Here is a 24,046-nt window from a genome sequence, read left to right as displayed (position 1 = left end):
GGCGCACGTTCAACGAACACGCCGAACCTCCCGTTTTTCTTTTCACCCTATGTGATCAGCCGTAGCAGTGCCCAACCAGGGTGCTGGCCTGCGCTGATGTGCGTCAACTCCCCGATGACGCCGGGGCGGTGGGCACGCTCACGTCGAAGTGCCGGGCCTCCGGGGCCGCTTTCATCAGCGCATTGAGGGTACGGGCCTTCAGGGCGCCCTTCTCGCCGCTCCCCCAGGCGACGGTGCGGCCGTCACCCAACTCCAGCGAGACGTCGTCGTACGAACGCACCTTGACGACCCGGGTGAGCCGCGCGACCCGGTCCGGCAGGGCGCCGGCCACCCGCACCGCCTCCCGGGTCAGCCGGGCCTCGCCGAAGCGGCGCAGGCTGGCCGCGGCGGAACTGGAGCGGGAAACCCTCAATTCCAGAAGGGGAACACCTTTCGGCGCGTCAGAAACCGTGGCGAAACGGACACCCTCGTCGTCCACTTCGACGAACTTCCCGCCCTTTTCGACGAGCAGAACCGCCGTCCGCTCGGTCACTTTCAGCCCCATTCCATGCGGCCAGGAACGCTCCACGTCAACCGTGTCAATTCGGGGCAATTTCTGGCGCAGTCGGCTCTCCATCGCCTCGGTGTCGACGGAAATCAGCGGTTCCCCGACCGGCGCGTCGGCCGCCTCGCGCACCTGCTCGGGCGTGAGCACGCGGGTGCCGGAGACGGAGACGCGCTCGAGACGCAGCAACTGCGAGCCGTACAACAGCCAGCCGCCGCCCGCGCCGAGGAGCGTCAGGGCGACGGCAAGGATGATGATCGTACGGAGCCGGGGCGACCGCAGCAGCAGCCGCAGCCGCCGGACGGGGGGCGGGCCGGACGGCTCCTGCCGACGTGCACCGCGTTCGGCGGTGGTGGGTCCGGCCACACTCGCTCCCTTTCTGGGCGTTACCGGCGCGAGGCGATCGCCTCGTACACCATGCCGACGAGCAGGTCGTCGGCGTCCCGGCGGCCGAACTCGCTGGCGGCGCGGGACATCTCGTACAGCCGGTGCGGGTCGGCGAGCACGGGCAGCACGTTCTGCTGCACCCACTCCGGTGTGAGTTCCGCGTCGTCGACCAGCAGGCCGCCGCCGGCCTTGACCACCGGCTGGGCGTTGAGCCGCTGTTCGCCGTTGCCGATGGGCAGCGGGACGTAGGCGGCCGGGAGCCCGACGGCGGAGAGTTCGGCGACGGTCATCGCGCCCGCGCGGCAGAGCATCATGTCGGCCGCGGCGTACGCGAGGTCCATCCGGTCCAGGTAACTTACCGGGATGTAGGGGGGCATTCCCGGCATCTGCTGCACCTGCGGCAGTTCGTTCTTCGGGCCGACCGCGTGCAGGATCTGGATGCCGGCCTGCTGGAGCCAGGGCGCGACCTGCTGGACGACCTCGTTGAGGCGGCGGGCGCCCTGCGAGCCGCCGGAGACGAGCAGCGTCGGCAGGTTCGGGTCGAGCCCGAACATCGCGCGGGCCTCGGGGCGGACGGCGGCCCGGTCGAGGGTGGCGATCGAGTGCCGCAGCGGGATGCCGATGTAGCGCGAGTTCCTCAGCTTGCTGTCCGGGGTGGCTACGGCGACCTGGGCGGCGTACCGGGAACCGATCTTGTTGGCGAGGCCGGGGCGGGCGTTGGCCTCGTGGATGACGATCGGCACGCCGAGGCGCTTGGCGGCCAGGTAGCCGGGCAGCGCCACGTAGCCGCCGAAGCCGACCACGACGTCCGCCTTGGTCCGCTCCAGGATCTGCTCGGCCGCCTTGATGGTGCCGCGCAGCCGGCCCGGGACGGTGATCAGCTCGGGCGTGGGCTTACGGGGCAGCGGTACGGCCGGGATCAGCGCCAGCTCGTAGCCCCGCTCGGGGACCAGCCTGGTCTCCAGGCCGCGCTCCGTGCCCAGGGCCGTGATGCCCACGGTCGGGTCCTGCCTGCGCAGGGCGTCCGCGAGGGCGAGCGCGGGCTCGATGTGGCCCGCGGTACCCCCGCCGGCGAGTACGACATGCACCGAAATTCACCGCTCTCCGGACGAGCGCACCGCCGAGGTGCGCCGTCGCATCGTGTTCCATCTCCGGGGCCCCGCAGAGCCCCCAGCCCCCCGCTTTCTACCAAAGCGGGGTTGCCGCATCGCAAGCGCCGCCCGCGCAGCGGGCTCGTCGCGCGCGAAGGCGATCAGCAGCCCGATGGCGAACATGGTCGGCAGCAGGGCGGATCCTCCGTAGGAGAACAGCGGGAGCGGGACGCCGGCGATCGGCAGCAGACCGAGCACCGCACCCATGTTGATCACGGCCTGGGCCGTGATCCAGGTGGTCACGCCTCCCGCGGCATACCTGACGAAGGGGTCCTCCGTGCGTCCGGCCACGCGGATACCCGCATAGCCTAGAGCGGCGAAGAGGGCGAGCACCGACAGCGTCCCCGCGAGGCCCAGTTCCTCACCGGTGACGGCGAAGATGAAGTCGGTGTGCGCTTCGGGTAGTTGGCCCCATTTTTCCACACTCGCGCCCAGTCCGGAACCGAAGAGTCCGCCGGAGGCGAGGGCGTAGATCCCGTGCACGGCCTGCCAGCAGGAGCCGTCGGGGCCCATCTCGGTGGCGCCGACGCAGGCGAAGCGGTCCAGCCGGTTGGCGCTGGTCTTGATCAGGACCGTGCCGATCACGGCGGCGACCGCCAGCACCCCGACGAACAGCCGGGTGGGCGCCCCTGCCAGCCAGAGCAGGCCGAACAGGATCGCGGTGAGGATGATCGCCGTGCCCATGTCGCCGCCGAGCATGATCAACCCGAGCAGCAGGAACGCCACCGGAACGAGCGGCACCAGCATGTGCTTCCACTGCGCCAGCAGCCTCTTGTCCGACTTGCGGGCGAGCAGGTCGGCGCCCCACAGGACGAGGGCCAGCTTGCCGAACTCGCTGGGCTGGATCTGGAAGGAGCCGCCGAGGGAGATCCAGTTCTGGTTGCCGTTGACCGCCATCCCTATCCCGGGCACCTGCACCAGCGCCATCATGACGACGGCGCCCGCGAGGATCGGGTACGCGAGCGCGCGGTGCAGCTTCACCGGCATCCGCGAGGCCGCGTACAGCAGCCCGGCGCCGATCACGGCGGCCAGCAGCTGCTTGCGGAAGAAGTAGGACCCGGGCAGCGACATCTGGAGCGCGGTGATCTGGGAGGCCGAGTAGACCATCACCAACCCGAGCACGGTGATCATCAGGCTGCCGCCGAGGATCAGGTAGTACGCGGTCAGCGGCCGGTCCCAGGCCCGGCGGGTGCGCGTGTAGAACCCCACGACGGGATTCTCGCGGGAGGCGGTGGAGGGCCGCACCACCCGCCGCTGGACGGGCGGACGCCCGGTACGGCTACCGGGCATCGGCGTCTCCGCTGTACGGTCCCACGCGTCGTCCCTCCCAGGGTCGCCCGGCAGGCGGCCGGGTCAGGCTCCGAGTCCGCGAACCGCCTCCGCGAACGCTTCACCGCGCTTGTTGTAGTTGGCGAACATGTCCATGGAGGCGCAGGCCGGGGCCAGCAGCACCGTGTCGCCGGGCCGGGCGAGGCGCCGGGCCTCCTGGACAGCCGCGAGCATCGCCCCAGTGTCGGTCCGGTCGAGGTCGACGACGGGTACTTCCGGGGCGTGTCGCGCGAGCGCTTCACGGATCAGCGCGCGGTCGGCGCCGATCAGCACGACCCCGCGCAGCCGCTTCGCCGACTTGGCGACCAGTTCGTCGAAGGTGGCTCCCTTGGCGAGGCCGCCCGCGATCCACACGATCGACTCGTACGCCGCCAAAGAGGCTTCCGTGGCGTGGGTGTTGGTCGCCTTGGAGTCGTCGACGTACGCGACGCCGTCCACGTCGGCGACGTGCTCGATCCGGTGGGCGTCCGGCCGGAAGGCCCGCAGCCCGTCCCGTACGGCCTGCGGGGGCACCCCGAAGGCGCGGGCGAGGGCCGCCGCGGCAAGGGCGTTGGCGATGTTGTGCGGGGCCGGCGGGTCGACGTCGGCGACCTCGGCGAGCTCCTGGGCGTTCTTCTGCCGGTTCTCGACGAAGGCCCGGTCGACCAGGATGCCCTCCACGACGCCGAGTTGGGACGGCGCCGGGGTGCCGAGGGTGAAGCCGATGGCGCGGCAGCCCTCCTCGACGTCCGCCTCGCGCACCAGGTCCTCGGTGGCCTTGTCGGCCACGTTGTAGACGCAGGCGACCCGATTGCCTTCGTAGACGCGGCCCTTGTCCTTGGCGTACGCCTCCATGGAGCCGTGCCAGTCGAGGTGGTCCGGGGCGAGGTTGAGGACGGCGGCGGAGTGGGCGCGCAGGGACGGCGCCCAGTGGAGCTGGTAGCTGGACAGCTCCACGGCGAGCACGTCGTACTCCTCGTCGCCGAGTACCGCGTCCAGCAGCGAGACGCCGATGTTGCCGACGGCGGCGGTGCGCAGCCCGGCGGCCTTCAGGATCGACGCCAGCATCTGCGTGGTCGTGGTCTTGCCGTTGGTGCCGGTCACGCAGAGCCAGGGCGCCGAGTCCGGGCCGCGCAGCCGCCAGGCCAGTTCGACGTCGCCCCACACCGGCACGCCGGCCTGCTCGGCGGCCGTGAACAGCGGCTTGTCCGGCTTCCAGCCGGGCGCGGTGACGATCAGCTCGGTGCCGTCGGGCAGGGTCGCGCCGTCGCCGAGGCGGACGGTGACGCCCAGGGCCTCCAGCTCGGCCGCCTGTGCCCGGGCACGCTCGTCGTCGCCGTCGTTGACGACCGTGACGATCGCGCCGAGCCCGTGCAGCACCTTGGCCGCCGGGACACCGGAGACGCCGAGCCCGGCGACGGTGACGCGCTTTCCCTGCCAGTCGGTCACTTCTCTGCTGCCCATCCCGCGTAGAAGAGGCCCAGTCCGACGATCACGCAGATGCCCTGGATGATCCAGAAACGGACCACGACGAGCACTTCGGACCAGCCCTTGAGTTCGAAGTGGTGCTGGAGCGGAGCCATCCGGAAGACCCGCTTCCCGGTGAGCCGGAACGAGCCGACCTGGATGACCACCGACATGGTGATGAGGACGAACAGACCGCCGAGGATGGCGAGCAGCAGCTCGGTGCGGGAGCAGATCGCGAGACCCGCGAGCACACCGCCGAGCGCCAGCGAGCCGGTGTCACCCATGAAGATCTTGGCCGGCGAGGTGTTCCACCACAGGAAGCCGAGGCAGGCGCCCATCAGCGCGGAGGCGACCACCGCGAGGTCGAGCGGGTCGCGCACCTCGTAACAGGCACCCGGGTTGGTCAGGGTGCCCGCGTTGGCGCAGGACTCCTGGAACTGCCAGACGCCGATGAAGGTGTAGGCGCCGAAGACGAGGACGGAGGCGCCGGTGGCCAGACCGTCGAGGCCGTCCGTCAGGTTCACGCCGTTCGACATGGCGAGGATCATGAACAGCGCCCAGACCACGAACAGCACCGGGCCGATCGTCCAGCCGAAGTCGGTGATGAACGACAGCTTGGTGGAGGCCGGGGTGTTGCCGCGGTTGTCCGCGAACTGCAGGGAGAGCACCGCGAAGGCGATGCCGACGATCAGCTGGCCGGCCATCTTCGCCTTGGCCCGCAGACCCAGCGACCGCCGCTTGACGATCTTGATGTAGTCGTCGAGGAAGCCGACCAGGCCCATGCCGACCATCAGGCCGAGCACCAGCAGACCCGAGTAGGTCGGGGTGTAGCCGGTGATGACCTTGGACAGGAAGTACGCCGCGACCGTCGCCAGGATGAAGGCGATACCGCCCATGGTCGGCGTACCGCGCTTGCTGGCGTGCTCGCGCGGGCCGTCGTCACGGATGTACTGGCCGTAGCCCTTGCGCGCGAGGAGCTTGATCAGCAGCGGGGTGCCGACCAGCGTCAGGAAGAGGCCAATGACTCCCGCGAACAGGATCTGCTTCATCATCGGGCGGCAACCTCACCCTCGGCACCGGACTCGAGCAGCGCCTGGGCAACGCTTTCGAGGCCGACCGAACGGGACGCCTTCACGAGCACGACGTCCCCCGGGCGCAACTCGCTGCGCAACAGGTCGACCGCCGCCTGTGCGTCGGACACGTGCACCGACTCCTCACCCCACGAACCCTCGTTATATGCGCCCAGTTGCAGCCAGGCGGCTTCCCTGCCCCCGACCGCGACGAGCTTGCTGACGTTGAGCCGGACGGCGAGCCGTCCGACCGCGTCGTGCTCGGCGAGCGCCTCGTCCCCGAGCTCGGCCATCTTGCCGAGCACCGCCCACGTACGACGCCCGTTGCCCATGGCCGCCAGCGCACGCAGAGCGGCCTTCATGGACTCGGGGTTCGCGTTGTAGGCGTCGTTGACGACCGTCACGCCGTCCGGGCGCTCGGTGACCTCCATCCGCCAGCGGGAGAGGGAGCCCGCCTCGGAGAGCGCGGTGGCGATCTCTTCCGCGGACATGCCCAGCTCATGGGCGACGGCGGCCGCGGCGAGCGCGTTCGACACGTGGTGCTCACCGTACAGGCGCATGGTCACATCGCTGCACCCGGAGGGTGTGTGAAGGGTGAAGGAGGGCTGCCCGGTGTCCGTCAACCGCACGTTCTCGGCGCGTACGTCCGCTTCGTCGGACTCTCCGAAAAAGAGCACCTTCGCCTGCGTACGGGACGCCATGGCCCGTACGAACGGATCGTCTGCGTTGAGGACCGCCGTACCGTCCTCCGGGAGGGCCTCGACCAGCTCGCCCTTGGCCTGGGCGATCTGCTCGCGGCCGCCGAACTCGCCGATGTGGGCGGAGCCGACGTTGAGGACCAGCCCGATCTTCGGCGGGGTCAGTTCGGTGAGGTACCGGATGTGCCCGATGCCCCGGGCGCCCATCTCCAGGACCAGGAACCGGGTCTCCTCGGTGGCGCTGAGGGCGGTCAGCGGCAGCCCGATCTCGTTGTTGAGGGAGCCGGGCGTGAACACCGTCGGTGCCTTGCGCCGCAGGACCTGCGCGATGAGGTCCTTGGTGCTGGTCTTGCCCGCCGAGCCGGTGAGCGCGACCAGCGTGGTGCCGAGCTCGCGCACCACGTGCCGGGCGAGGGCGCCGAGCGCCGCCTGGACGTCGTCCACGACGATCGCGGGCACGCCGCAGGGGCGCGAGCCCAGTACGGCGGCCGCGCCCGCCGCCACGACCTGTGGTGCGAAGTCGTGGCCGTCCACGCGTTCGCCGACGAAGGCGGCGAAGAGGGCGCCGGGCTCCACCTCACGGGAGTCCCGGACGACCGGCCCGGTCACCATGACCGACGGATCCGGTATGTCGTACGTCTGCCCGCCGACGACTTCTGCGATCTCGGCGAGAGAGAGGGCGATCACAAGTTCATCCCCTGGGTCTGCTGGATTCTCATCCCTGGGTGTTCGGGCCCTGGGTGTTCTGGATGGCTTCGCGAAGCACCTGGCGGTCGTCGAACGGACGGATCACGCCGGCGATGTCCTGGCCCTGCTCGTGCCCCTTGCCCGCGACCAGCACGGTGTCGCCCGGTCCCGCCCGGTCGACGGCGGCGGCGATCGCGGCGGCGCGGTCCTCGAAGAGCAGGACCTCGCCGCGCTCGTGCACCGGCACGGACGCCGCGCCCTGGAGCATGGTGGCGAGGATCGCCAGGGGGTCCTCGGAGCGGGGGTTGTCGGAGGTCAGTACGGCGACGTCGGCGAGCCGCGCCGCGGCGGCGCCCATCGGCGCGCGCTTGGTGGTGTCCCGGTCGCCGCCGCAGCCGATGACGACGTGCAGCCGGCCCTTGGTGACCTTGCGCAGCGCCTTCAGCACCGATTCGACGGCGTCCGTCTTGTGGGCGTAGTCCACGACCGCGAGGTACGGCTGTCCGGCGTCCACCCGCTCCAGCCGGCCCGGCACGCCCGGCACGGCCGCGATGCCGTCGGCGGCGGTCTGCGGGTCCAGACCGGCGACGGCCAGGGCGACCAGCGCGGCGAGGGTGTTCGCCACGTTGAACGGGCCCGGCAGCGGGGACTTGGCGGTGATCCGCTCGCCGTTCGGGCCGAGGACGGTGAACGTGGAGTCGAGCTGGCCGATCCGGACGTCCTCGGCGCGCCAGTCGGCGTCGGGGTGGCCCTCGGCGGAGTAGGTGACGACCGGGACCGTGGCCTCCTGGGCGAGCCTGCGGCCGTACTCGTCGTCGACGTTGACCACGCCCAGTCTGCTGCGTTTCGGCGTGAACAGCTGCGCCTTGGCCCGGAAGTAGTCCTCCATGTCGGAGTGGAACTCCATGTGTTCCGGGCTGAGGTTGGTGAAGACCGCGACGTCGAAGACGCAGCCGTCGACCCGGCCGAGGACCAGGGCGTGGCTGGAGACCTCCATGGCGACCGCCTCGACGCCGCGTTCCCGCATGACCGCGAACAGGGCCTGCAGGTCGGTGGCTTCGGGGGTGGTGCGCTCGGACTTGATGCGCTCGTCGCCGATGCGCATCTCGACCGTGCCGACCAGGCCGGTGGACCTGACCGTCCGCAGGCCGCCCTCGACGAGGTACGCCGTGGTGGTCTTGCCGGAGGTGCCGGTGATGCCGATCTGGAGCAGGTCCGCTCCGGGCCGGCCGTAGATCGTGGCGGCCAGCTCGCCCATCCGCGCGCGCGGGTCGTCGACGGTCAGCACCGGCAACCCGGTGGCGGCGGCGCGTTCGGCGCCGGCCGGGTCGGTCAGCACGGCGGCCGCGCCGAGACCGGCGGCCTGCGTGACGAAGTCGGCGCCGTGCGCGCGGGCGCCCGGCAGGGCGGCGTACAGGTCGCCGGGGCGGACGGCGCGCGAGTCATGGGTGATGCCCGTGACCCCGGCGGTGCTGTCCGGTACTGCGACACCCAGCTGACCGGCGAGTTCCGCGAGGGGTGTGGCGGAGAGCTGCGTCGGCCGGGGCGGACCCGGGTATGTCACGGGGTGGCCCTTCTGGGTGGTTTGGGACTGATCAGCGTGTGGCACGGCGGTGAGCGTACCGGGCGTACCCGCTCCGGAGCGAAGCGAGGGGCGGGGGGCGCCTTGGTTCCCGGCATCCGGGGTGATCGTGGTCACGGGTGGTTCCTGGTTGCTCGGTACTGGTCGGGTCTGCTCAGGGCCGGTAGGTCACCGGCAGATTCGCGGGCGGTGCGCCGGTGGGCGGGATCTGGAGGGTCTTGAGCGCGAACTCCATCACCTGCTTGTAGACCGGCCCGCAGATCTGACCGCCGAAGTAGCTGCCCTTGGTGGCGTTCTGGATGGCGCAGTAGACGGTGACGCGGGGCTGGTCGGCGGGCGCGAAACCGGCGAACGACGACGTGTAGCCGCGGTACTTGCCGGTGGCCGGATCCACACGGTTCGCGGTGCCCGTCTTGCCCGCCACCCGGTAGCCGGGGATTCGGGCCTTGGTGCCGGTGCCCTCCTCGTCGTCGACCACCGACTCCAGCATCCGGGCCAGCGTCTTCGCGGTCTTCGTGCTGATCACCCGCGTCTTCTCGGGCTTGGGGGCCGGGGTGAACTGTCCGTCGGGGCCCTTGGTGCCGCGGATCAGGGTGGGCTCGATCCGGACGCCGCCGTTGGCGATGGTCGAGTAGACGGACGCCGCCTGCATGGCGTTGATGGAAACGCCCTGGCCGAAAGGAATCGTGTACTGCTGCGAGGTCGACCACTCCTGCGGCGGGGCGAGGATGCCCTCGGTCTCGCCGGGGAAGCCGAGTCCGGTGGGTTCGCCGATGCCGAACTTGCGCAGGTAGGAGTGGAGCACCTTGTTGGCCTCCGCCTGGTTCTTGCCGAGCTGGCCGGTGGCGAGGATGGTGCCGATGTTGCTGGACTTGGCGAGCACGCCGTTCAGCGTCAGGTACCAGGTCGGGTGGTCGATGTCGTCCTGGAAGAGCCGGTCGCCGCGGTGCAGCCGGTTCGGCACCACCACATGCGTCTCCGGGGTGGCAGCCTTCTCCTCGAGCACGGCGGCCATCGACATGACCTTGGCGGTGGAGCCGGGCTCGAAGGCGTCGACGAGCGCCGCGTTGCCCATGTTCGCCGAGGTGGCGGTGGACAGGTCGTTGGGGTCGAAGCCGGGCGAGTTCGCCATGGCCAGGATCTCGCCGGTCCGGGTGTCCTGCACGATCACGTAGCCGCGGTCCGCCTGCGACTTCTCCACCTGCTCGGCGATGGCGTTCTGGGCCGCCCACTGGATGTCGCGGTCGATGGTCAGCTCGACGTCCGTGCCGGGCACGGCGGGCGTCTCCTCGGCGCCGATGGTGGGCACCTGGCGGCCGCCGGACTGGGCGTAGCGGATCTCGCCGTCCTCGCCGGCGAGCTGCTTCTCCAGCTGCTGCTCGATGCCGCCGCTGCCCTTGCCCTCGGCGTTGACCCAGCCCAGTATCCCGGCGGCCAGCTCGCCGTTCGGGTACACCCGCTTGCTGCTGGGGGTGGCCAGGACGCCCGCGAGGACGTTCACCGTGCCGGCGTCCGTCTGCTGCTTCTTGGCGAGCGCGGACTTCAGGTCCTTGATCTGCTTCCAGACCTGCGGGGTCTGCCGGTCGGCGAGCTTGACGTAACGGATCGTCTCGTCCTCGGGGCGGAGCTTCGCGACCAGTTCCTCCTGGTTCTTGTCGAGGATCGGCGCGAGCAGGGCGGCCGCCTGCTCGGGGCCGTCGTCGACCTTCAGCTGCTCGCGGGTGAACAGCGTCGGGTCGGCGGTGATGTCGTACGCGTCCACGCTGGTGGCCAGGGCCACGCCGGCGCGGTCGGTGATCTCACCGCGCTCGGCGGCCAGCACCTGGCCGACGTACCGGTTCTTCTCCGCCTTGGCCGCGTACGCGCTCGCGTCGACCGCCTGCACCTGGAGCAGACGGACGACGAAGACGAGCAGGACGAGGGTGAGCGCGACGCCGACCAGGCGCAGGCGGGGGCGCGGGTTGCCGAGCCGGATGACGCGGGGGGCGTGGCCGCCGCGGGGCGGGGCCGGGCGCGCCGGACGGCGGGCCGGGCGGGCGCCGGGGGCGGGGCGCCGCTGCGCGCCCGGGCGGGCGGGCCGCGCGGGGCCGGGCACGCGGCGGCGCGGCGGTTCCCTGTCGGTCACTTCCGTCACCTGCCGGGATTCGTCGGGGTCGGGGTGAGACGGGCGGCCGCCGCGGTGGGGGTGGTCGCGGCCGGCAGGGGCGCGGCGGCGGTCAGCGCCTCCGGGGCGAGGACGAGGGGCGCGCCCGCGGTGGCCGGGGCGGGTGAGGGGACGCCTCTGACCGTGCCGTCGGGGTTCAGGAAGGCCGGGTCGCCGCCGGGGACCATGCCCAGCTCACGGGCGCGGTGCTGGAGGGCGTCGGGGGCGGAGTAGGCGTCGATGTCGCGCTGGAGGGCCTGTTCCTCGTCGGTGAGGTTCTTGGTCTCCCGCTGGAGGTCGTCCAGCTTGAACGAGCCCTCGCTGAGCGCGGAGTTCAGTACCAGAAGGCTGATCAGCCCGCCGCCGAGGAGAAGGACGACGAGGAGTACGAACGGGGTGCGGGCGGCCTGGCCCCGGGCGGTGGGGAAGAGCCGCGCGAGCCGCGCCGCCCTGCCCCTCAGTTCGGGTTTCCTACTCACTCGCCCTCCCCCTGGGTCCAGGTTTCCAACCCGCGACTGCGCGCTCCCGCCCCTCCGCCCGGCTCACTCCACGTCCTCCCTGATGCGCTCGGCGCCGCGCAGCCGGGCCGGGGCGGCCCGCCGGTTCTCGGCGACCTCTTCCTCGGTGGGAAGTTCGGCACCGCGCGTGAGCAGCTTGAGCCGGGGCTGGTAGCGCTCGGGGACGACGGGCAGACCGGGCGGCGCGGTGGTCGCGGCACCGGCCGCGAACACCTGCTTGACCAGCCGGTCCTCCAGCGAGTGGTACGACAGCACGGCGATCCGCCCGCCCACGGCGAGCGCCTTGACGGCCGCCGGGATCGCCCGCTCCAGCACCGAGAGTTCGCCGTTGACCTCGATCCGCAGCGCCTGGAAGGTGCGCTTGGCCGGGTTGCCGCCGGTGCGCTTGGCGGCCTGCGGCAGCGCGTCGCGGATCAGCTCCACCAGGCGGGCGCTGTTGCTGAACGGCTCCTTCTCGCGCTCGCGCACGATGGCCGCGACGATCCGCTTGGCCTGCTTCTCCTCGCCGTACGCGCGCAGGATGCGCACCAGCTCGCCGGCCGGGTAGGTGTTGAGGACCTCGGCGGCGCTGATGCCGGTCGTCTGGTCCATCCGCATGTCGAGCGGGGCGTCCTGCGCGTAGGCGAAGCCGCGGTCGGCCTCGTCGAGCTGCATGGAGGAGACGCCGAGGTCGAACAGGACGCCCTGCACGCGCGGCAGGCCGAGCCGGGCCAGGACGTCGGGCAGCTCGTCGTAGACGGCGTGCACGAGGGTGGCGCGCTCGCCGTAGGGGGCGAGTCGCTCACCGGACAGGCGCAGCGCCTCCTTGTCCCGGTCCAGGGCGACCAGGCGCGCCTCGGGGAAGCGGGTGAGCAGGGCTTCGCTGTGGCCGCCGAGGCCGAGGGTGCAGTCGACGACCACCGCTCCCGGTTCCTGGAGGGCGGGGGCCAACAGGTCCAGGCACCGCTGGAGCATCACCGGGACGTGTCGACTCTGGCTCAAGGGGCCCTCTCAGGTCCGGCGGGCGGTACGCACCGCCGGGTCCCCGCCCGCTCGTGAAGGGGAGACCGGCCGGCGCCGGAGGCGTCGGCCGGCCGGAGCGGGTGGAGGCCGAGCCGTACGTACGCGCCGCGCACGTGGGGGATCTCCGGTACGTCGCCGGGGACTCCGGGGGAATTCAGTCCAGCGGGGAGAGCGCGCCTCGCCTCCCGCTTCGCGTCACTTTAGTCCACCCTGTCTTCCGGTCAATCAACCGGCCTGCGCGTCGCGGCGGGGCTGCGTTCGACACCGTACGAGGGGGTGGACCACCCGTCCGGGCGCCTCCGAGCCGCATCTGTGGGTTACCTCACACAACAACCCCGATGGCGCTCTTTGTCCTCTCTCACGGCAGGACCGGACCGGACGTGACCAGTAACGTCATAACCATGACGACTTCTGCATCGGTACCCGCCGGCCCCCAGGACCCCGCCGCCACCCGAGGCGGCACCGTCACCGACCGGCTCGTCGAGGCCAACGAGCGTTACGCCGCCGGCTTCACCGACCCCGGCATGGACGCCCGGCCGGTGCTCCGCGTCGCGGTCGTGGCCTGCATGGACGCCCGTCTCGACCTGCACGCGGCGCTCGGCCTGAACCTCGGCGACTGCCACACCATCCGCAACGCGGGCGGCGTCGTGACCGACGACGTGATCCGCTCGCTGACCATCAGCCAGCGCAAGCTGGGCACGCGCAGCATCGTCCTCGTCCACCACACCGGCTGCGGCCTGGAGTCCCTCACCGAGGACTTCCGCACCGAGCTGGAGCAGGAGGTCGGCCAGCGCCCCGCCTGGGCGGTGGAGTCCTTCCGGGACGTCGACCAGGACGTACGGCAGTCGATGAAGCGGGTGCGGACCTCGCCCTTCCTGCAGCACACCGACGACGTGCGCGGGTTCGTCTTCGACGTGAAGTCCGGCCTGCTGCGCGAGGTCGACCCGGCGTAACCCCCGCCACACGGCTGTCGTTTCGCTGTCAATTCTCGCCTGTGGCGCCGCGAAAGGCACCAAAGCCGACATATCGCGGGCAGTTGTCCACAGGCGAGTGACACGAACCGGTAACGGCAACAAGAATGCGGTGGGTGGCGTCACGCGGAACTATTCACGCGTGGTGCCCGTGTTTCGGGGTGGGCCGGTTTCGCATGCCAGAGCGTCGGCCCGGAAGAACGGGCCGAGGAGGGCCGGGTGACGACCTATGACGATCGAGCGAGCCTCACTGATCTGACTGCCACCGTGGAGCGGATCCGCAGTTCGGTGGAGGAAGTGATCGAGGGCAAGCCCGAGGTCGTACGGCTTTCGCTGACCGTGCTGCTCGCCGAGGGGCACCTGCTGATCGAGGACGTCCCCGGCGTCGGCAAGACGATGCTCGCCAAGACGCTCGCGCGGTCCATCGACTGCTCGGTGCGGCGCATCCAGTTCACGCCCGACCTGCTGCCGTCCGACATCACCGGCGTGTCCATCTGGGACCAGCAGCGCCGGGACTTCGAGTTCAAGCCGGGCGCGATCTTCGCTCAGATCGTGATCGGCGACGAGATCAACCGTGCCTCGCCGAAGACCCAGTCGGCGCTCCTCGAGTCCATGGAGGAGCGCCAGGTCACCACCGACGGGCAGAGCTACGAACTGCCCAGCCCGTTCATGGTGGTGGCCACCCAGAACCCGGTCGAGATGGAGGGCACCTATCCGCTGCCCGAGGCCCAGCGCGACCGGTTCATGGCCCGGGTCTCCATCGGCTATCCGAGCCCGGAGGCCGAGCTGCAGATGCTGGACGTGCACGGCGGCGTCAGCCCGCTGGACGACCTCCAGCCGGTGGCCCACGCGCACGAGATCGTGAAGCTGATCGAGGCCGTGCGCGGCGTCCACGTCGCCGAGACCGTCCGGCGGTACGCGGTCGACCTGGTCGCCGCCACCCGCGTCCACCCCGACCTCAGACTCGGCGCCTCCCCCCGCGCCACGCTGCACCTGCTGCGCGCCGCCAAGGCGTCCGCCGCCCTCAGCGGCCGGGACTACGCGCTGCCGGACGACGTCCAGGCGCTCGCCGTGCCCGTGCTCGCCCACCGCCTGCTGCCCACCGCCCAGGCCCAGCTGAACCGGCGCACGTCCGAGCAGGTCGTCCAGGAGATCCTCCAGCGCACCCCGGTGCCCGCCGCGCCCCAGCAGAACGGCTACGGCCTGGGTCACGGCGCGCCGGCGTACGGCCAGCAGCCGCCGCGGAGGCTGTGATGAGCGCGGGGGCGGGTCAGCCGGAGGGCGAGCGGGGCGGGCTGCGCACCGCCCTCGCCGGTCTCACCACCCGGGGGCGCTCCTTCCTGGCCGCCGGAGTGGCCGCGGCGATCTGCGCGTACGTCCTCGGGCAGAGCGATCTGCTGCGGGTCGGCCTGCTGCTCGCGGTGCTGCCGCTGGTGTGCGCGGTCGTGCTCTACCGCACCCGCTACCGGGTCGCGGGCAGCCGCCGCCTCTCCCCCGGCCGGGTGCCCGCCGGCAGCGAGGCCCGGGTCCACCTGCGCGTCGACAACGTCTCACGGCTGCCCACCGGCCTGCTGATGCTCCAGGACCAGGTGCCCTACGTGCTCGGCCCGCGCCCCCGGTTCGTGCTGGACCGGGTGGAGGGCGGCGGGCGCCGCGAGGTGTCCTACCGGGTCCGCTCCGACCTGCGCGGCCGCTACCCGCTGGGACCGCTCCAGCTCCGCCTGACCGACCCGTTCGGGATGTGCGAGCTGACCCGGTCCTTCTCGGCGTACGACACCCTGACCGTGGTCCCGCGCGTGGAGGCGCTGCCGCCGGTGCGCCTGACCGGTGAGGCCAAGGGGTACGGCGACGGACGGCAGCGCTCGCTGGCGCTGGCCGGCGAGGACGACGTGATCCCGCGCGGCTACCGCTACGGCGACGACCTGCGCCGGGTGCACTGGCGCTCCACCGCGCGGTACGGCGAGCTGATGGTGCGCCGCGAGGAACAGCCGCAGCGCTCCCGCTGCACCGTGCTGCTGGACACGCGAGGCGCCGCCTTCCGGGGCGCGGGCCCCGACTCGGCCTTCGAGTGGGCGGTGTCGGGCAGCGCGTCCGTGCTGGTGCACATGCTCGAACGGGGCTTCTCGGTGCGGCTGCTGACGGACACCGGCAGCTCGGTGCCCGGTGAGGGCGCCGACGGGTTCGCGGGCGCGAGCCAGGAGTCCGCGGACGCGGCCGGACTGATGATGGACACCCTCGCGGTGATCGACCACTCCGACGGCTCGGGGCTCTCCCGCGCCTACGACGTGCTGCGCGGCGGCAACGAGGGACTGCTGGTCGCCTTCTTCGGCGACCTCGACGAGGAGCAGGCCGCGGTGGCCGCCCGGATGCGCCAGCGCAGCGGGGCCGCCGTCGCCTTCCTGCTGGACAGCGAGAGCTGGGTGCGCGAACCGCACGACGCGCCCGGACCGGTGAACCGGAGTGAGGAGCGGCTGCGGATGCTGCGGGAGGCGGGCTGGACCGCCGTGAGCGTCCCGCGCGGGGCGTCGCTGAACGACGTGTGGCGGCAGGCCGACCGGGACCGGGGCGGCGTCGTCACCGCGGGCGGTCCGGGCGGCGGGGAGGTGCGGCGATGAGCGGGCGGGCCCGGATGGCGGTGTGCGCGGCGGCGGCCACGATGATGGCCGCGTGCGCCCTGCTGCCGCTGGTCGACCCGGCCACCTGGTTCCTCCAGGCGGCCATCCTGCTGGTGATACAGACCGCCGTCGGCGCGGCCGCCCGCCGCATCCCGCTGGCCCGGCCGCTGACCGTGGCGGCGCAGCTCGTGGTCACACTGATGCTGTGCACCCTGGTCTTCGCCCGCGAGCAGGCACTGCTCGGGCTGATCCCGGGCCCGGAGGCGTTCGCCCGCTTCGCGGACCTGCTCCAGCAGGGCGCGGACGACGTCTCGCGGTACGCGATCCCGGCGCCGCTGTCCGACGGCATCCGGCTGCTGCTGATCGGCGGTGTGCTGCTGATCGGGCTGGCCGTGGACACCCTCGCGGTGACCTTCCGCAGCGCCGCCCCGGCCGGGCTGCCGCTGCTCGCGCTGTACTCGGTGGCCGCGGGGCTGTCCGACGGCGGCGCCGACTGGCTGTGGTTCCTGATCGCCGCGGTCGGCTACCTGATGATGCTGCTCGCCGAGGGCCGGGAGCGGCTGTCGCAGTGGGGCCGGGTGTTCGGCGGGCCGCCGCGCACCCCGGGCGGGGAGCCCGGGGCGGTGTCCCCGGCGCGCACCGGACGGCGGATCGGCGCGGTCGCGCTGGGCGTCGCCCTGGTGGTGCCGCTCGCGCTGCCCGCGATGAACGGCGGACTGCTGGACGGCGCCGGGAGCGGTGTCGGCGCCGGGACCGGGGGCGGCGGCACGATCTCCGCGGTGAACCCGCTGGTCTCCCTGCGTGACAGCCTCAACGTGGACGAGGACCGTCAGGTGCTGTCGCTGCGCACCGAGACGAGCGACCTGTCCAACCTGTATCTGCGGATCGTCTCCCTGGACGACTTCGACGGCACCACCTGGAAGCCGTCCCGGCGCGGCATCATCGGGGTGCCGGACGAGTTCCCCACCCCGCCGGGCCTCGGCCCGGACGTGCGGCGCGCGGAGGTGCGGACCCGGATATCCGCGGCGGAGTGGTACGCGCAGGACTGGCTGCCGATGCCGTACCCGCCGAGCGGTGTGGACGTCGACGGGAACTGGCGATACGAGCCGGTCGGCATGACCGTCGTCGGCGACCACGGCCAGAACACGCGCGGCGCGCAGTACACGGTGACCAGCCTCGACGTACAGCCGACCGCGCGGCAGCTCGCCGATGCCCCGGCGCCGTCGGCGGCCCTCGTGCGCGACTTCACGGAGGTCCCCGAATCGCTGCCGGCCGTCGTCTCCCGGACCGCCCGCGAGGTCACCGAGGGCGCGGCGAACCCGTACGAGCAGGCGGTGAAGCTGCAGGAGTACTTCGCCCTGAACGGCGGGTTCCAGTACGACACGGAGGTCGACGCGGGCAGCGGTTCGCAGGCGATCGCCAAGTTCCTGCGGGACAAGCAGGGCTTCTGCATCCACTTCTCGTTCGCGATGGCGTCGATGGCCCGCACCCTCGGCATCCCGGCCCGGGTCGCCGTGGGCTTCGCGCCCGGCACCCCGCAGGCCGACGGCTCGGTGTCGGTGGGGCTCAGGGACGCGCACGCCTGGCCGGAGCTGTACTTCGAGGGCGTCGGCTGGACCCGCTTCGAGCCGACCCCGAACCGGGGCACCACCCCGCCGTACACCGTGCCGGAGATCCCGGGCAGCACCATTCCGGAGCTGCCGGAGCAGTCCCGGCCGACGGCCGAGGCCCCGTCGGCGGAGCCGTCGGCGAGCACCAGCTGCACCGTGGAGCAGAAGCGGCTCCAGGAATGCGGCGCGGCCCTCCCGGTGGAACCGGGCGCCCCGGAGGACAAGAGCGGGCCGTGGTACGAGACGGCTGCCTGGGTGGCCCTCGGGGTGGTGGTGGTCGTACTGCCGCTGCTGCCCATGCTGTGGCGGCTGAGACGGCGGTCCGTGCGGCTGACCTCGACCCTGCACGCCCCGTCCGGCGCGGCCGGGGTGCTCGGCGGAGGCCGGGACCGGGGCGCCGAGAGCCGTGCGGACGGCATCCGGGTGGAGGCCGTGCCCGGTGAGGCGGAGCGGCGGGCGGCCGAGATGGCCGCTGGGCATGTGCTCGCCGTGTGGCGGGAGCTGACGGACAGCGCCTGGGACTACGGCATCGTGCCGGACGAGGCGCTGACCCCGCGCAAGGCGGCCGCGCGGATCGTCCGGCTCGGGGAGTTGGAGGAGGCGCCGGCCGCGGCGGTGCACCGGGTGGCCGGGGCTGTCGAGCAGGTGCTGTTCGCGCCGCGGCCGCAGGCGGTGACCGGGCTGGCCGCCGAGGTACGCCAGGTGCGTGCGGCGCTCAGGTCGCGGGTGGGCTGGCGCACCCGGGTGCGGGCGGTGCTCGCGCCGCGGTCGGCCGTACGCGCGCTCTGGGACGTGGCGGACCGCTGGTCGGCCTTCAGGGCCCGCTGGGCGGGGCGACGGTCGGCCCTGCTGCGCCGGCCGTCCGGTCAGCAGAGCGGCTGAGAACATGTGTGAGGGGGTTGCCGCCCGATGGCGGCAACCCCCTCACACATGTTCCGTATGGGTTCCGGTGTCCTACGTCAGAGGAGCGGGATCAGAGGAGCGAGAAGGGGCTAGTGGCCCTGCTGCTCGTCACGGCGCCGCTGCCAGCGCTGTTCGATGCGATCCATCATCGAACGCCGCTGACGTCCCTGATGGCGGGCGTGGGGACCGCCGCCGCCGGGCTGCTCGCCTGGTCGGGGGGCCTTGCGCCAGCCGGTTACGGCGAGCACCGCACAGCCCAGCATGACGAGGAAGCCCACCACGCTGAGCCAGACCTGCTTGGCGACCATTCCGGCCATGAGGAGCGCGATACCTACGAGGAAGCCCGCGACCGCCTGGTAGACCCGTCGCCGGGTGTACGTACGCAGCCCGCTTCCCTCAAGCGCTGTCGCGAACTTGGGATCTTCGGCGTACAGCGCTCGCTCCATCTGCTCGAGCATGCGCTGCTCGTGCTCTGAGAGCGGCACGGAGTCCTCCTCATCGTGCAGTCGCCGGGGCGACTCGGGGGGTCCCTTCAGGATAGGCAGGGAATCGCCCCCGTGAAACCCGCCCCTCTACGCCAATTGGCCAACCGGGTGCCGCCATGTCGGCCCGGCTCGCTGAGGCTTGCATTCCCCAGCGACCGACCCGTCATGCCGGGCGGTCTCCCTCGATCATACGGCGACAACCGCCCGATCGGGTGGCCTGTGGCGTACTCCATCCGCAACCAATGCCCTGATCAGCGGCTCGTCACAGGAGGTGACTCAGGACCCCTCCGCCGCATCGGTCCCGGGCGTCTCACCGAGCACATGGAGCTGTGTGGCCACGGCGTGGAACGCCGGCAGCTCGGCCGCGGCGGCCTCCAGCTTGAGCAGCGCCTCCACGGCTCCGGGCTCGGTGTCCACCAGCACCCCGGGAACGAGGTCGGCGAAGACCCGCACGCCGTGCACGGCGCCCACCCGCAGGCCCGCGCCCTCGACCAGGCCGGTGAGCTGTTCGGCGGTGAAGCGGCGCGGCATGGGGTCGCCGGCGCCCCAGCGGCCGTCGGGGTCGCCGAGTGCCTGCCGGGCCTCCGTGAAGTGGCCGGCGAGGGCCCGGGCGAGCACGGCGCCGCCGAGGCCGGCGGCGAGCAGGCTGAGGACGCCCTCGGGGCGCAGGGCGGCGACGGCGTTGCGGATGCCCTCGGCGGGGTCGTCGACGTACTCCAGGACGCCGTGGCAGAGCACCGCGTCGTAGCCGCCGCGCTCGACCACGTCGAACAGGCCGTGGGCGTCGCCCTGCACGCCCCGGACCCGGTCGGCGACGCCGGCCTCGGCGGCGCGGCGCTCCAGGGCGAAGAGCGCGTTGGGGCTGGGGTCGACCACGGTGACCCGGTGGCCGAGACGGGCGACCGGCACCGCGAACTTGCCGCTGCCGCCTCCGGTGTCGAGGACGTCCAGCGACTCCCGACCCGTGGCCTTGACCCGGCGGTCCAGGGCGTCCTGAAGGACCTCCCAGACCACGGCGGTACGGAGAGAGGCGCGGGGGCGCATCGGGTCCGACACGGCAGTTGACTCCTCGGCACGGCCACCGCCTGTCCAACGGCGGAGCGGAACGGGGTGCCTTCCCGCCCGGGGTACGGGGCGGGGAAGGCCTCAGGCGCCCTCCACCCTATTGCCTCCGGCCCCTGCCCGGTCACCGCGGTTCGCCCGGCGGCGCCGGTGCTCAGCCCGCGTCCGGCATCGCGTGCCCGGCGTCCGGGTCGTCCTCCCCCTTCCGGTCCTGGCGCGGCTGCGGGAGCACCGGCTGGGGCACCAGCATCCGCTCGACGAGGCGGAGGAACATCGCCACGTCCCGTATCAGATCGTCGGCGTCCCGGGGACTGGCCGCGCCCTGGATGCCCGCCTCGGCGCGGGCGCGGCGGCGGGCGCCGGAGGCGAACAGGGCGCTCCACTCGGTCAGCTCGGGCGCGATCTCGGGGAGCACTTCCCAGGCGCTCCGGATGCGGGCCCGGCGTCGCGGGTTGGGCTCGGGGCGGCCGCGGGCGGCGAGCACGGCGGCGGCGGTGCGCAGGGCGGCGAGGTGGGCCGTCGCGTAGCGCTCGTTCGGGGTTTCCAGGACGGCGGCCTCGTCGAGTCCGGCGCGGGCCTGGGCGAGCAGGTCGAGGGCGGCGGGCGGGGCCGAGGCCCGGCGGAGGACGGGGTGCACATCGCTCGCGGGGCCGGTCAGTGAGGGGGCAGGGCCGGTGGCGCGGCGCCGGCGCGCGGCGGCGGACGGGTTGGCCATGACGAACCTCCTGTCGTCTGGGTGACGGCATCGTGGCCGTATGTGCCCATCGTGAGGTATGGCACTGACAATCCGTTCTGACCTGCGCCTTTGCCTCGATCGAAGGTTCGGGTTAGTTTTTGCACTGACCAGTCAGTTCAAATTGGTCGGCTCATGGGACGGCCGGCTCGCGAGGTGGAGGGACGTGCTGTGGGGGAGGCAGCCGCGAGGGGACTCGCTGTCAGCGCCCGGGACTTCGGGCTGAAGGGGCCCCGCGGCTGGGCGTTCCGCGGGATCTCACTGGAGGCGGAGCCCGGCTCGCTGATCGCGATCGAGGGACCGTCCGGCACCGGCCGCACGAGTCTGCTGCTCGCGCTGACCGGGCGGATGAGGCCCACGGAGGGGACGGCGGTCGTCGGCGACGTCCGGCCACCGAAGCGGATGGCGGCCCTCCGTCAGGTCAGCGCCCTCGCGCACGTCCCGGGCGTCACCGACCTCGAACCGGCCCTCACCGTCGCGGAGCACCTGCGCGAGCGGGCCCTGCTCCAGCGCCGCTTCGGCGACTCGCTGCGCGGGCTGTTCCGGCCGCGCCGTGAGCGCCGCGACGAGGCCGCGCTGCGCGTCGACGCCGCCCTGGCCGCCGCCGGCCTCGACCCGGCCGCCCTGCCCAAGGGCACCCGCACGGCCGTACGGGACCTGGAGCGCCTGGAGACGCTGCGGCTGTCCGTCGCACTCGCCCTGATCGGCGGGCCGCGCCTGCTCGCCGTCGACGACACCGACCTCAAGCTGTCGGACGCGGAGCGGGCCGAGGTGTGGACGCTGCTGCGTTCCATCGCCGCGGCCGGGACGACGGTGCTGGCGGTGTGCAGCGAGGCCCCGCAGGACGCGGTGGTCGTGTCCACGCGGGCGCCGCGGGACACGGAGGCCCCCGCGGGGGACGGCGGCACGGAAGAGGCGGACGCCGCAGACGAAACCGGCGCCGAAGACACCGGCGCCCCGGAAGCCGACGACGAAGCCGACGACGACGAAGCGAAGGAGACGGCCGATGCGGTCGCCGAAACTGGCCGCGCTTGAGCTGCGGCGCTTCGCGCGGGGCAGGCTGCCGCGCGCGGGCCTGGTGGCACTGTTGCTGCTGCCGCTGCTGTACGGGGCGCTGTACCTGTGGTCCTTCTGGGACCCGTACGGTCGTCTCGACCGCCTGCCCGTGGCGCTGGTGAACGACGACAAGGGGGCGACGGCCGGCGGGAAGAAGCTCCACGCGGGCGACGACATCGTGGCCGGGCTGCGCGACAGCGAGGTCTTCGACTGGCACGAGGTGAGCGCCGCCGAGGCCCGCGCGGGCGTGGAGGACGGCCGGTACTACCTGTCGCTGACCATGCCGGAGGACTTCAGCGCGCGGATCGCCTCCAGCTCCGGCGACTCCCCGGAGACGGGCGCGCTCCAGGTGCGCACCAACGACGCCAACAACTACATCGTGGGGCAGATCTCGCGGACCGTGTTCAGCGAGGTCCGCACCGCGGCGTCCACCAAGGCGTCGCGGTCCTTCCTGGACAAGATCTTCATCTCGTTCTCCGACATCCACGGCGAGACGGTGAAGGCCGCGAGCGGCGCCGACAAGCTGAAGGGGGGCATCGGGAAGGCGGAGCAGGGCTCCAAGGACCTCGCCGACGGCCTGAAGGACGCCAAGGACGGCAGCGGCGACCTGTCCAAGGGGCTGAAGAAGCTCCACACGGGCGCGGGCGACCTGGAGGACGGTTCCAAGCGGGTCGCGGAGGGCACGCAGGCCCTCGCCGACAAGGTCAACGGGATCTCCGGCAAGATCGGGCCGTTCCTGAAGGACAACGAGAAGGCCATCGGGGACACCGCCCAGTTCGTCGCCGACTCCGCCGGCACGATCCGCGACAACCTGGACAGCCTCTCCGAGACGGCCCCGGAAGCGGCGAAGAAGGCCCGCGAGTCCGCCGACAGCCTGGCCGGCGTCTACACGACCCGCTGCGAGAAGGCCGTCCTGCCCGACGCGGCCTGCCCCGACCTGAAGCTGGCCAAGGACGCCGCCGCCGACGTGGCGTCGATCGCCGGCGACCTCGACACGCTGGTCACCGAGCACAGCGGCGAGCTGAAGCAGCTGGACAAGCACCTGGCCGCCCTGGAGCAGCAGGCCCAGGCGCTCGCCGACCGCGCGCCGCACCTCTCCGAGGACCTGGACGACGCGGTCAAGCGGATCAACAAGCTGAACGAGGGCGCCGGGAAGGTCGCCGCGGGCGCCGTGAAGCTCCACTCGGGGCTCGGCACCGCGAAGACCGGCGCCTCGGACCTGGACACGGGCGTCGGCAAGCTGAAGACGGGCGCCGACGACCTCAGCGGCGGCATGTACAAGCTCGTCGACGGCTCGGTGAAGCTCGCGGACGGGCTGCACGACGGCGCGGAGCAGATTCCCGACTACGACGAGCGGGAGCGCGACAAGCGCACCGAGGTCATGGCGGACCCCGTCCAGCTCGCCGCCAAGTCGCTGCACCAGGCGCCCAACTACGGCACCGGCTTCGCCCCGTACTTCATCCCGCTGTCCCTGTGGGTGGGCGCGATGGTGGCGTACATGCTGATCCCGCCGCTGAACCGGCGCGCCCTGGCCGCCGGAGCCGCGGCCTGGCGGATCGCCCTGGCCGGCTGGCTGCCGGTGCTGGCGATCGGGATCGCGCAGACCGTGGCGCTGATGGCGGTGCTGCACTGGGCGATCGGCCTGGAGATGGCCCGCGCGGCCGGCACGGTGGGCTTCCTGTTCCTGGTGACGGGCTGCTTCGCGGCGATCGTGCAGCTGCTCAACGCCCGCTTCGGGGCGGCCGGCCGGATCCTGGTGCTCGCCCTGCTGATGCTCCAGCTGACGTCGGCGGGCGGCACGTATCCCGTGCAGACCAGCCCGGGCTTCTTCAACGCGATCCACCCCTTCCTGCCGATGACCTACGTCGTCGAGGCCCTCAGGAGGCTCATCACGGGCGGCGGCCTGGGCCCGGTCTGGCAGGCGTGCGCGGTGCTCGCGGCCTTCACGGTGGGCGCGCTCGCGCTGACCGCTCTGTCGGCCCGCCGCCGCCAGGTGTGGACGCTGGACAAGCTGCACCCGGAGCTGAGCCTGTGACCTCGCCTCCCGTGCCGTG

The 24,046-nt window shown here is 72.4% G+C and carries 19 protein-coding genes; 6 read left to right on the top strand and 13 right to left on the bottom strand.

Annotated elements, in window-relative coordinates; genetic code table 11:
* Nucleotides 1-103 precede the first annotated feature (103 nt).
* The 10 genes from ACSU6L_RS27805 to rsmH form a co-directional block, all read right to left on the bottom strand.
* Nucleotides 104-910, bottom strand: coding sequence for a cell division protein FtsQ/DivIB (locus ACSU6L_RS27805; protein WP_437061118.1), 807 nt, complete (start codon nucleotides 908-910; stop codon nucleotides 104-106).
* Between the two features lie 20 nt (nucleotides 911-930).
* Nucleotides 931-2,019, bottom strand: coding sequence for an undecaprenyldiphospho-muramoylpentapeptide beta-N-acetylglucosaminyltransferase (gene murG, locus ACSU6L_RS27800; RefSeq protein ID WP_073942848.1), 1,089 nt, complete (start codon nucleotides 2,017-2,019; stop codon nucleotides 931-933).
* Between the two features lie 6 nt (nucleotides 2,020-2,025).
* The gene (gene ftsW / locus ACSU6L_RS27795) at nucleotides 2,026-3,372 is read right to left on the bottom strand and encodes a putative lipid II flippase FtsW (protein ID WP_437061115.1); all 1,347 of its coding nucleotides are present in this window, start codon (nucleotides 3,370-3,372) and stop codon (nucleotides 2,026-2,028) included.
* Between the two features lie 63 nt (nucleotides 3,373-3,435).
* Nucleotides 3,436-4,854, bottom strand: coding sequence for a UDP-N-acetylmuramoyl-L-alanine--D-glutamate ligase (gene murD, locus ACSU6L_RS27790; protein WP_437061113.1), 1,419 nt, complete (start codon nucleotides 4,852-4,854; stop codon nucleotides 3,436-3,438).
* Entirely contained in the window at nucleotides 4,836-5,906 is a 1,071-nt protein-coding gene (gene mraY, locus ACSU6L_RS27785; RefSeq protein WP_437065084.1) for a phospho-N-acetylmuramoyl-pentapeptide-transferase, read from the bottom strand. Before mraY ends, murD begins: the two co-directional genes overlap by 19 nt.
* On the bottom strand, nucleotides 5,906-7,312 hold the full coding sequence (locus ACSU6L_RS27780) for a UDP-N-acetylmuramoyl-tripeptide--D-alanyl-D-alanine ligase (protein ID WP_437061111.1): 1,407 nt from the start codon (nucleotides 7,310-7,312) through the stop codon (nucleotides 5,906-5,908). The genes mraY and ACSU6L_RS27780 overlap by 1 nt, the downstream gene beginning before the upstream one ends.
* 28 nt (nucleotides 7,313-7,340) lie before the next feature.
* Nucleotides 7,341-9,011: a UDP-N-acetylmuramoyl-L-alanyl-D-glutamate--2,6-diaminopimelate ligase gene (locus ACSU6L_RS27775; protein ID WP_437061109.1), complete on the bottom strand. Its 1,671-nt coding sequence runs from the start codon at nucleotides 9,009-9,011 to the stop codon at nucleotides 7,341-7,343.
* Nucleotides 9,012-9,048: 37 nt separating this feature from the next.
* Nucleotides 9,049-11,019, bottom strand: a complete 1,971-nt coding sequence (locus ACSU6L_RS27770; protein WP_437061107.1) for a peptidoglycan D,D-transpeptidase FtsI family protein — start codon at nucleotides 11,017-11,019, stop codon at nucleotides 9,049-9,051.
* A gap of 5 nt (nucleotides 11,020-11,024) precedes the next feature.
* Nucleotides 11,025-11,516 carry a septum formation initiator family protein gene (locus ACSU6L_RS27765; protein WP_437061105.1) on the bottom strand — a complete coding sequence of 164 codons (492 nt, stop codon included), beginning with the start codon at nucleotides 11,514-11,516 and terminating at the stop codon, nucleotides 11,025-11,027.
* 63 nt (nucleotides 11,517-11,579) lie between these two features.
* The gene (gene rsmH / locus ACSU6L_RS27760) at nucleotides 11,580-12,536 is read right to left on the bottom strand and encodes a 16S rRNA (cytosine(1402)-N(4))-methyltransferase RsmH (RefSeq protein ID WP_073942856.1); all 957 of its coding nucleotides are present in this window, start codon (nucleotides 12,534-12,536) and stop codon (nucleotides 11,580-11,582) included.
* Nucleotides 12,537-12,895: 359 nt separating this feature from the next.
* Here rsmH and ACSU6L_RS27755 point away from each other — a divergent pair, with 359 nt between their 5' ends.
* The 4 genes from ACSU6L_RS27755 (at nucleotide 12,896) to ACSU6L_RS27740 (ending at nucleotide 18,635) form a co-directional block, all read left to right on the top strand.
* Nucleotides 12,896-13,510, top strand: a complete 615-nt coding sequence (locus tag ACSU6L_RS27755; protein ID WP_437061103.1) for a beta-class carbonic anhydrase — start codon at nucleotides 12,896-12,898, stop codon at nucleotides 13,508-13,510.
* Nucleotides 13,511-13,747: 237 nt separating this feature from the next.
* The gene (locus tag ACSU6L_RS27750) at nucleotides 13,748-14,782 is read left to right on the top strand and encodes an AAA family ATPase (protein WP_437061101.1); all 1,035 of its coding nucleotides are present in this window, start codon (nucleotides 13,748-13,750) and stop codon (nucleotides 14,780-14,782) included.
* On the top strand, nucleotides 14,782-16,143 hold the full coding sequence (locus tag ACSU6L_RS27745) for a DUF58 domain-containing protein (RefSeq protein ID WP_437061099.1): 1,362 nt from the start codon (nucleotides 14,782-14,784) through the stop codon (nucleotides 16,141-16,143). The genes ACSU6L_RS27750 and ACSU6L_RS27745 overlap by 1 nt, the downstream gene beginning before the upstream one ends.
* Nucleotides 16,140-18,635 (top strand): transglutaminase TgpA family protein, encoded by a 2,496-nt coding sequence (locus ACSU6L_RS27740; protein ID WP_437061097.1) that lies wholly within the window; start codon nucleotides 16,140-16,142, stop codon nucleotides 18,633-18,635. Before ACSU6L_RS27745 ends, ACSU6L_RS27740 begins: the two co-directional genes overlap by 4 nt.
* A gap of 110 nt (nucleotides 18,636-18,745) precedes the next feature.
* Here ACSU6L_RS27740 and ACSU6L_RS27735 read toward each other — a convergent pair whose 3' ends face one another.
* The 3 genes from ACSU6L_RS27735 to ACSU6L_RS27725 all read right to left on the bottom strand — a co-directional run bounded on the left by ACSU6L_RS27735 (nucleotide 18,746) and on the right by ACSU6L_RS27725 (nucleotide 20,918).
* Nucleotides 18,746-19,141, bottom strand: a complete 396-nt coding sequence (locus tag ACSU6L_RS27735) for a DUF3040 domain-containing protein (protein ID WP_437061095.1) — start codon at nucleotides 19,139-19,141, stop codon at nucleotides 18,746-18,748.
* A gap of 276 nt (nucleotides 19,142-19,417) precedes the next feature.
* Nucleotides 19,418-20,197, bottom strand: a complete 780-nt coding sequence (locus ACSU6L_RS27730) for a methyltransferase (RefSeq protein ID WP_437061093.1) — start codon at nucleotides 20,195-20,197, stop codon at nucleotides 19,418-19,420.
* 160 nt (nucleotides 20,198-20,357) lie between these two features.
* Nucleotides 20,358-20,918, bottom strand: a complete 561-nt coding sequence (locus ACSU6L_RS27725) for an SAV_6107 family HEPN domain-containing protein (RefSeq protein WP_437061091.1) — start codon at nucleotides 20,916-20,918, stop codon at nucleotides 20,358-20,360.
* A 153-nt stretch (nucleotides 20,919-21,071) separates the two neighbouring features.
* Between ACSU6L_RS27725 and ACSU6L_RS27720 the strand changes: the two genes are divergently transcribed.
* Both ACSU6L_RS27720 and ACSU6L_RS27715 read left to right on the top strand, forming a co-directional pair.
* Nucleotides 21,072-21,971: an ATP-binding cassette domain-containing protein gene (locus ACSU6L_RS27720; RefSeq protein WP_437061089.1), complete on the top strand. Its 900-nt coding sequence runs from the start codon at nucleotides 21,072-21,074 to the stop codon at nucleotides 21,969-21,971.
* The gene (locus ACSU6L_RS27715; protein ID WP_437061087.1) at nucleotides 21,943-24,027 is read left to right on the top strand and encodes a YhgE/Pip family protein; all 2,085 of its coding nucleotides are present in this window, start codon (nucleotides 21,943-21,945) and stop codon (nucleotides 24,025-24,027) included. Before ACSU6L_RS27720 ends, ACSU6L_RS27715 begins: the two co-directional genes overlap by 29 nt.
* The last annotated feature ends 19 nt before the right edge of the window (nucleotides 24,028-24,046 follow it).

Origin of the sequence: Streptomyces sp. enrichment culture, assembly GCF_964272855.1 — a bacterium.
GTDB lineage: Bacteria > Actinomycetota > Actinomycetes > Streptomycetales > Streptomycetaceae > Streptomyces.
Note: the sequence above shows the minus strand (reverse complement) of the source record. Positions and strands in the feature narration are given on the sequence as shown.

Bases quoted from the DNA above. Each gene is read 5' to 3' on its own strand.
- ftsW (WP_437061115.1), bottom strand. From the start codon at position 3,372: ATGCCCGGTAGCCGTACCGGGCGTCCGCCCGTCCAGCGGCGGGTGGTG.
- murD (WP_437061113.1), bottom strand. From the start codon at position 4,854: ATGGGCAGCAGAGAAGTGACCGACTGGCAGGGAAAGCGCGTCACCGTC.
- mraY (WP_437065084.1), bottom strand. From the start codon at position 5,906: ATGAAGCAGATCCTGTTCGCGGGAGTCATTGGCCTCTTCCTGACGCTG.
- ACSU6L_RS27755 (WP_437061103.1), top strand. From the start codon at position 12,896: ATGGCGCTCTTTGTCCTCTCTCACGGCAGGACCGGACCGGACGTGACC.
- ACSU6L_RS27745 (WP_437061099.1), top strand. From the start codon at position 14,782: ATGAGCGCGGGGGCGGGTCAGCCGGAGGGCGAGCGGGGCGGGCTGCGC.
- ACSU6L_RS27740 (WP_437061097.1), top strand. From the start codon at position 16,140: ATGAGCGGGCGGGCCCGGATGGCGGTGTGCGCGGCGGCGGCCACGATG.
- ACSU6L_RS27725 (WP_437061091.1), bottom strand. From the start codon at position 20,918: ATGGCCAACCCGTCCGCCGCCGCGCGCCGGCGCCGCGCCACCGGCCCT.
- ACSU6L_RS27720 (WP_437061089.1), top strand. From the start codon at position 21,072: ATGGGACGGCCGGCTCGCGAGGTGGAGGGACGTGCTGTGGGGGAGGCA.
- ACSU6L_RS27715 (WP_437061087.1), top strand. From the start codon at position 21,943: ATGCGGTCGCCGAAACTGGCCGCGCTTGAGCTGCGGCGCTTCGCGCGG.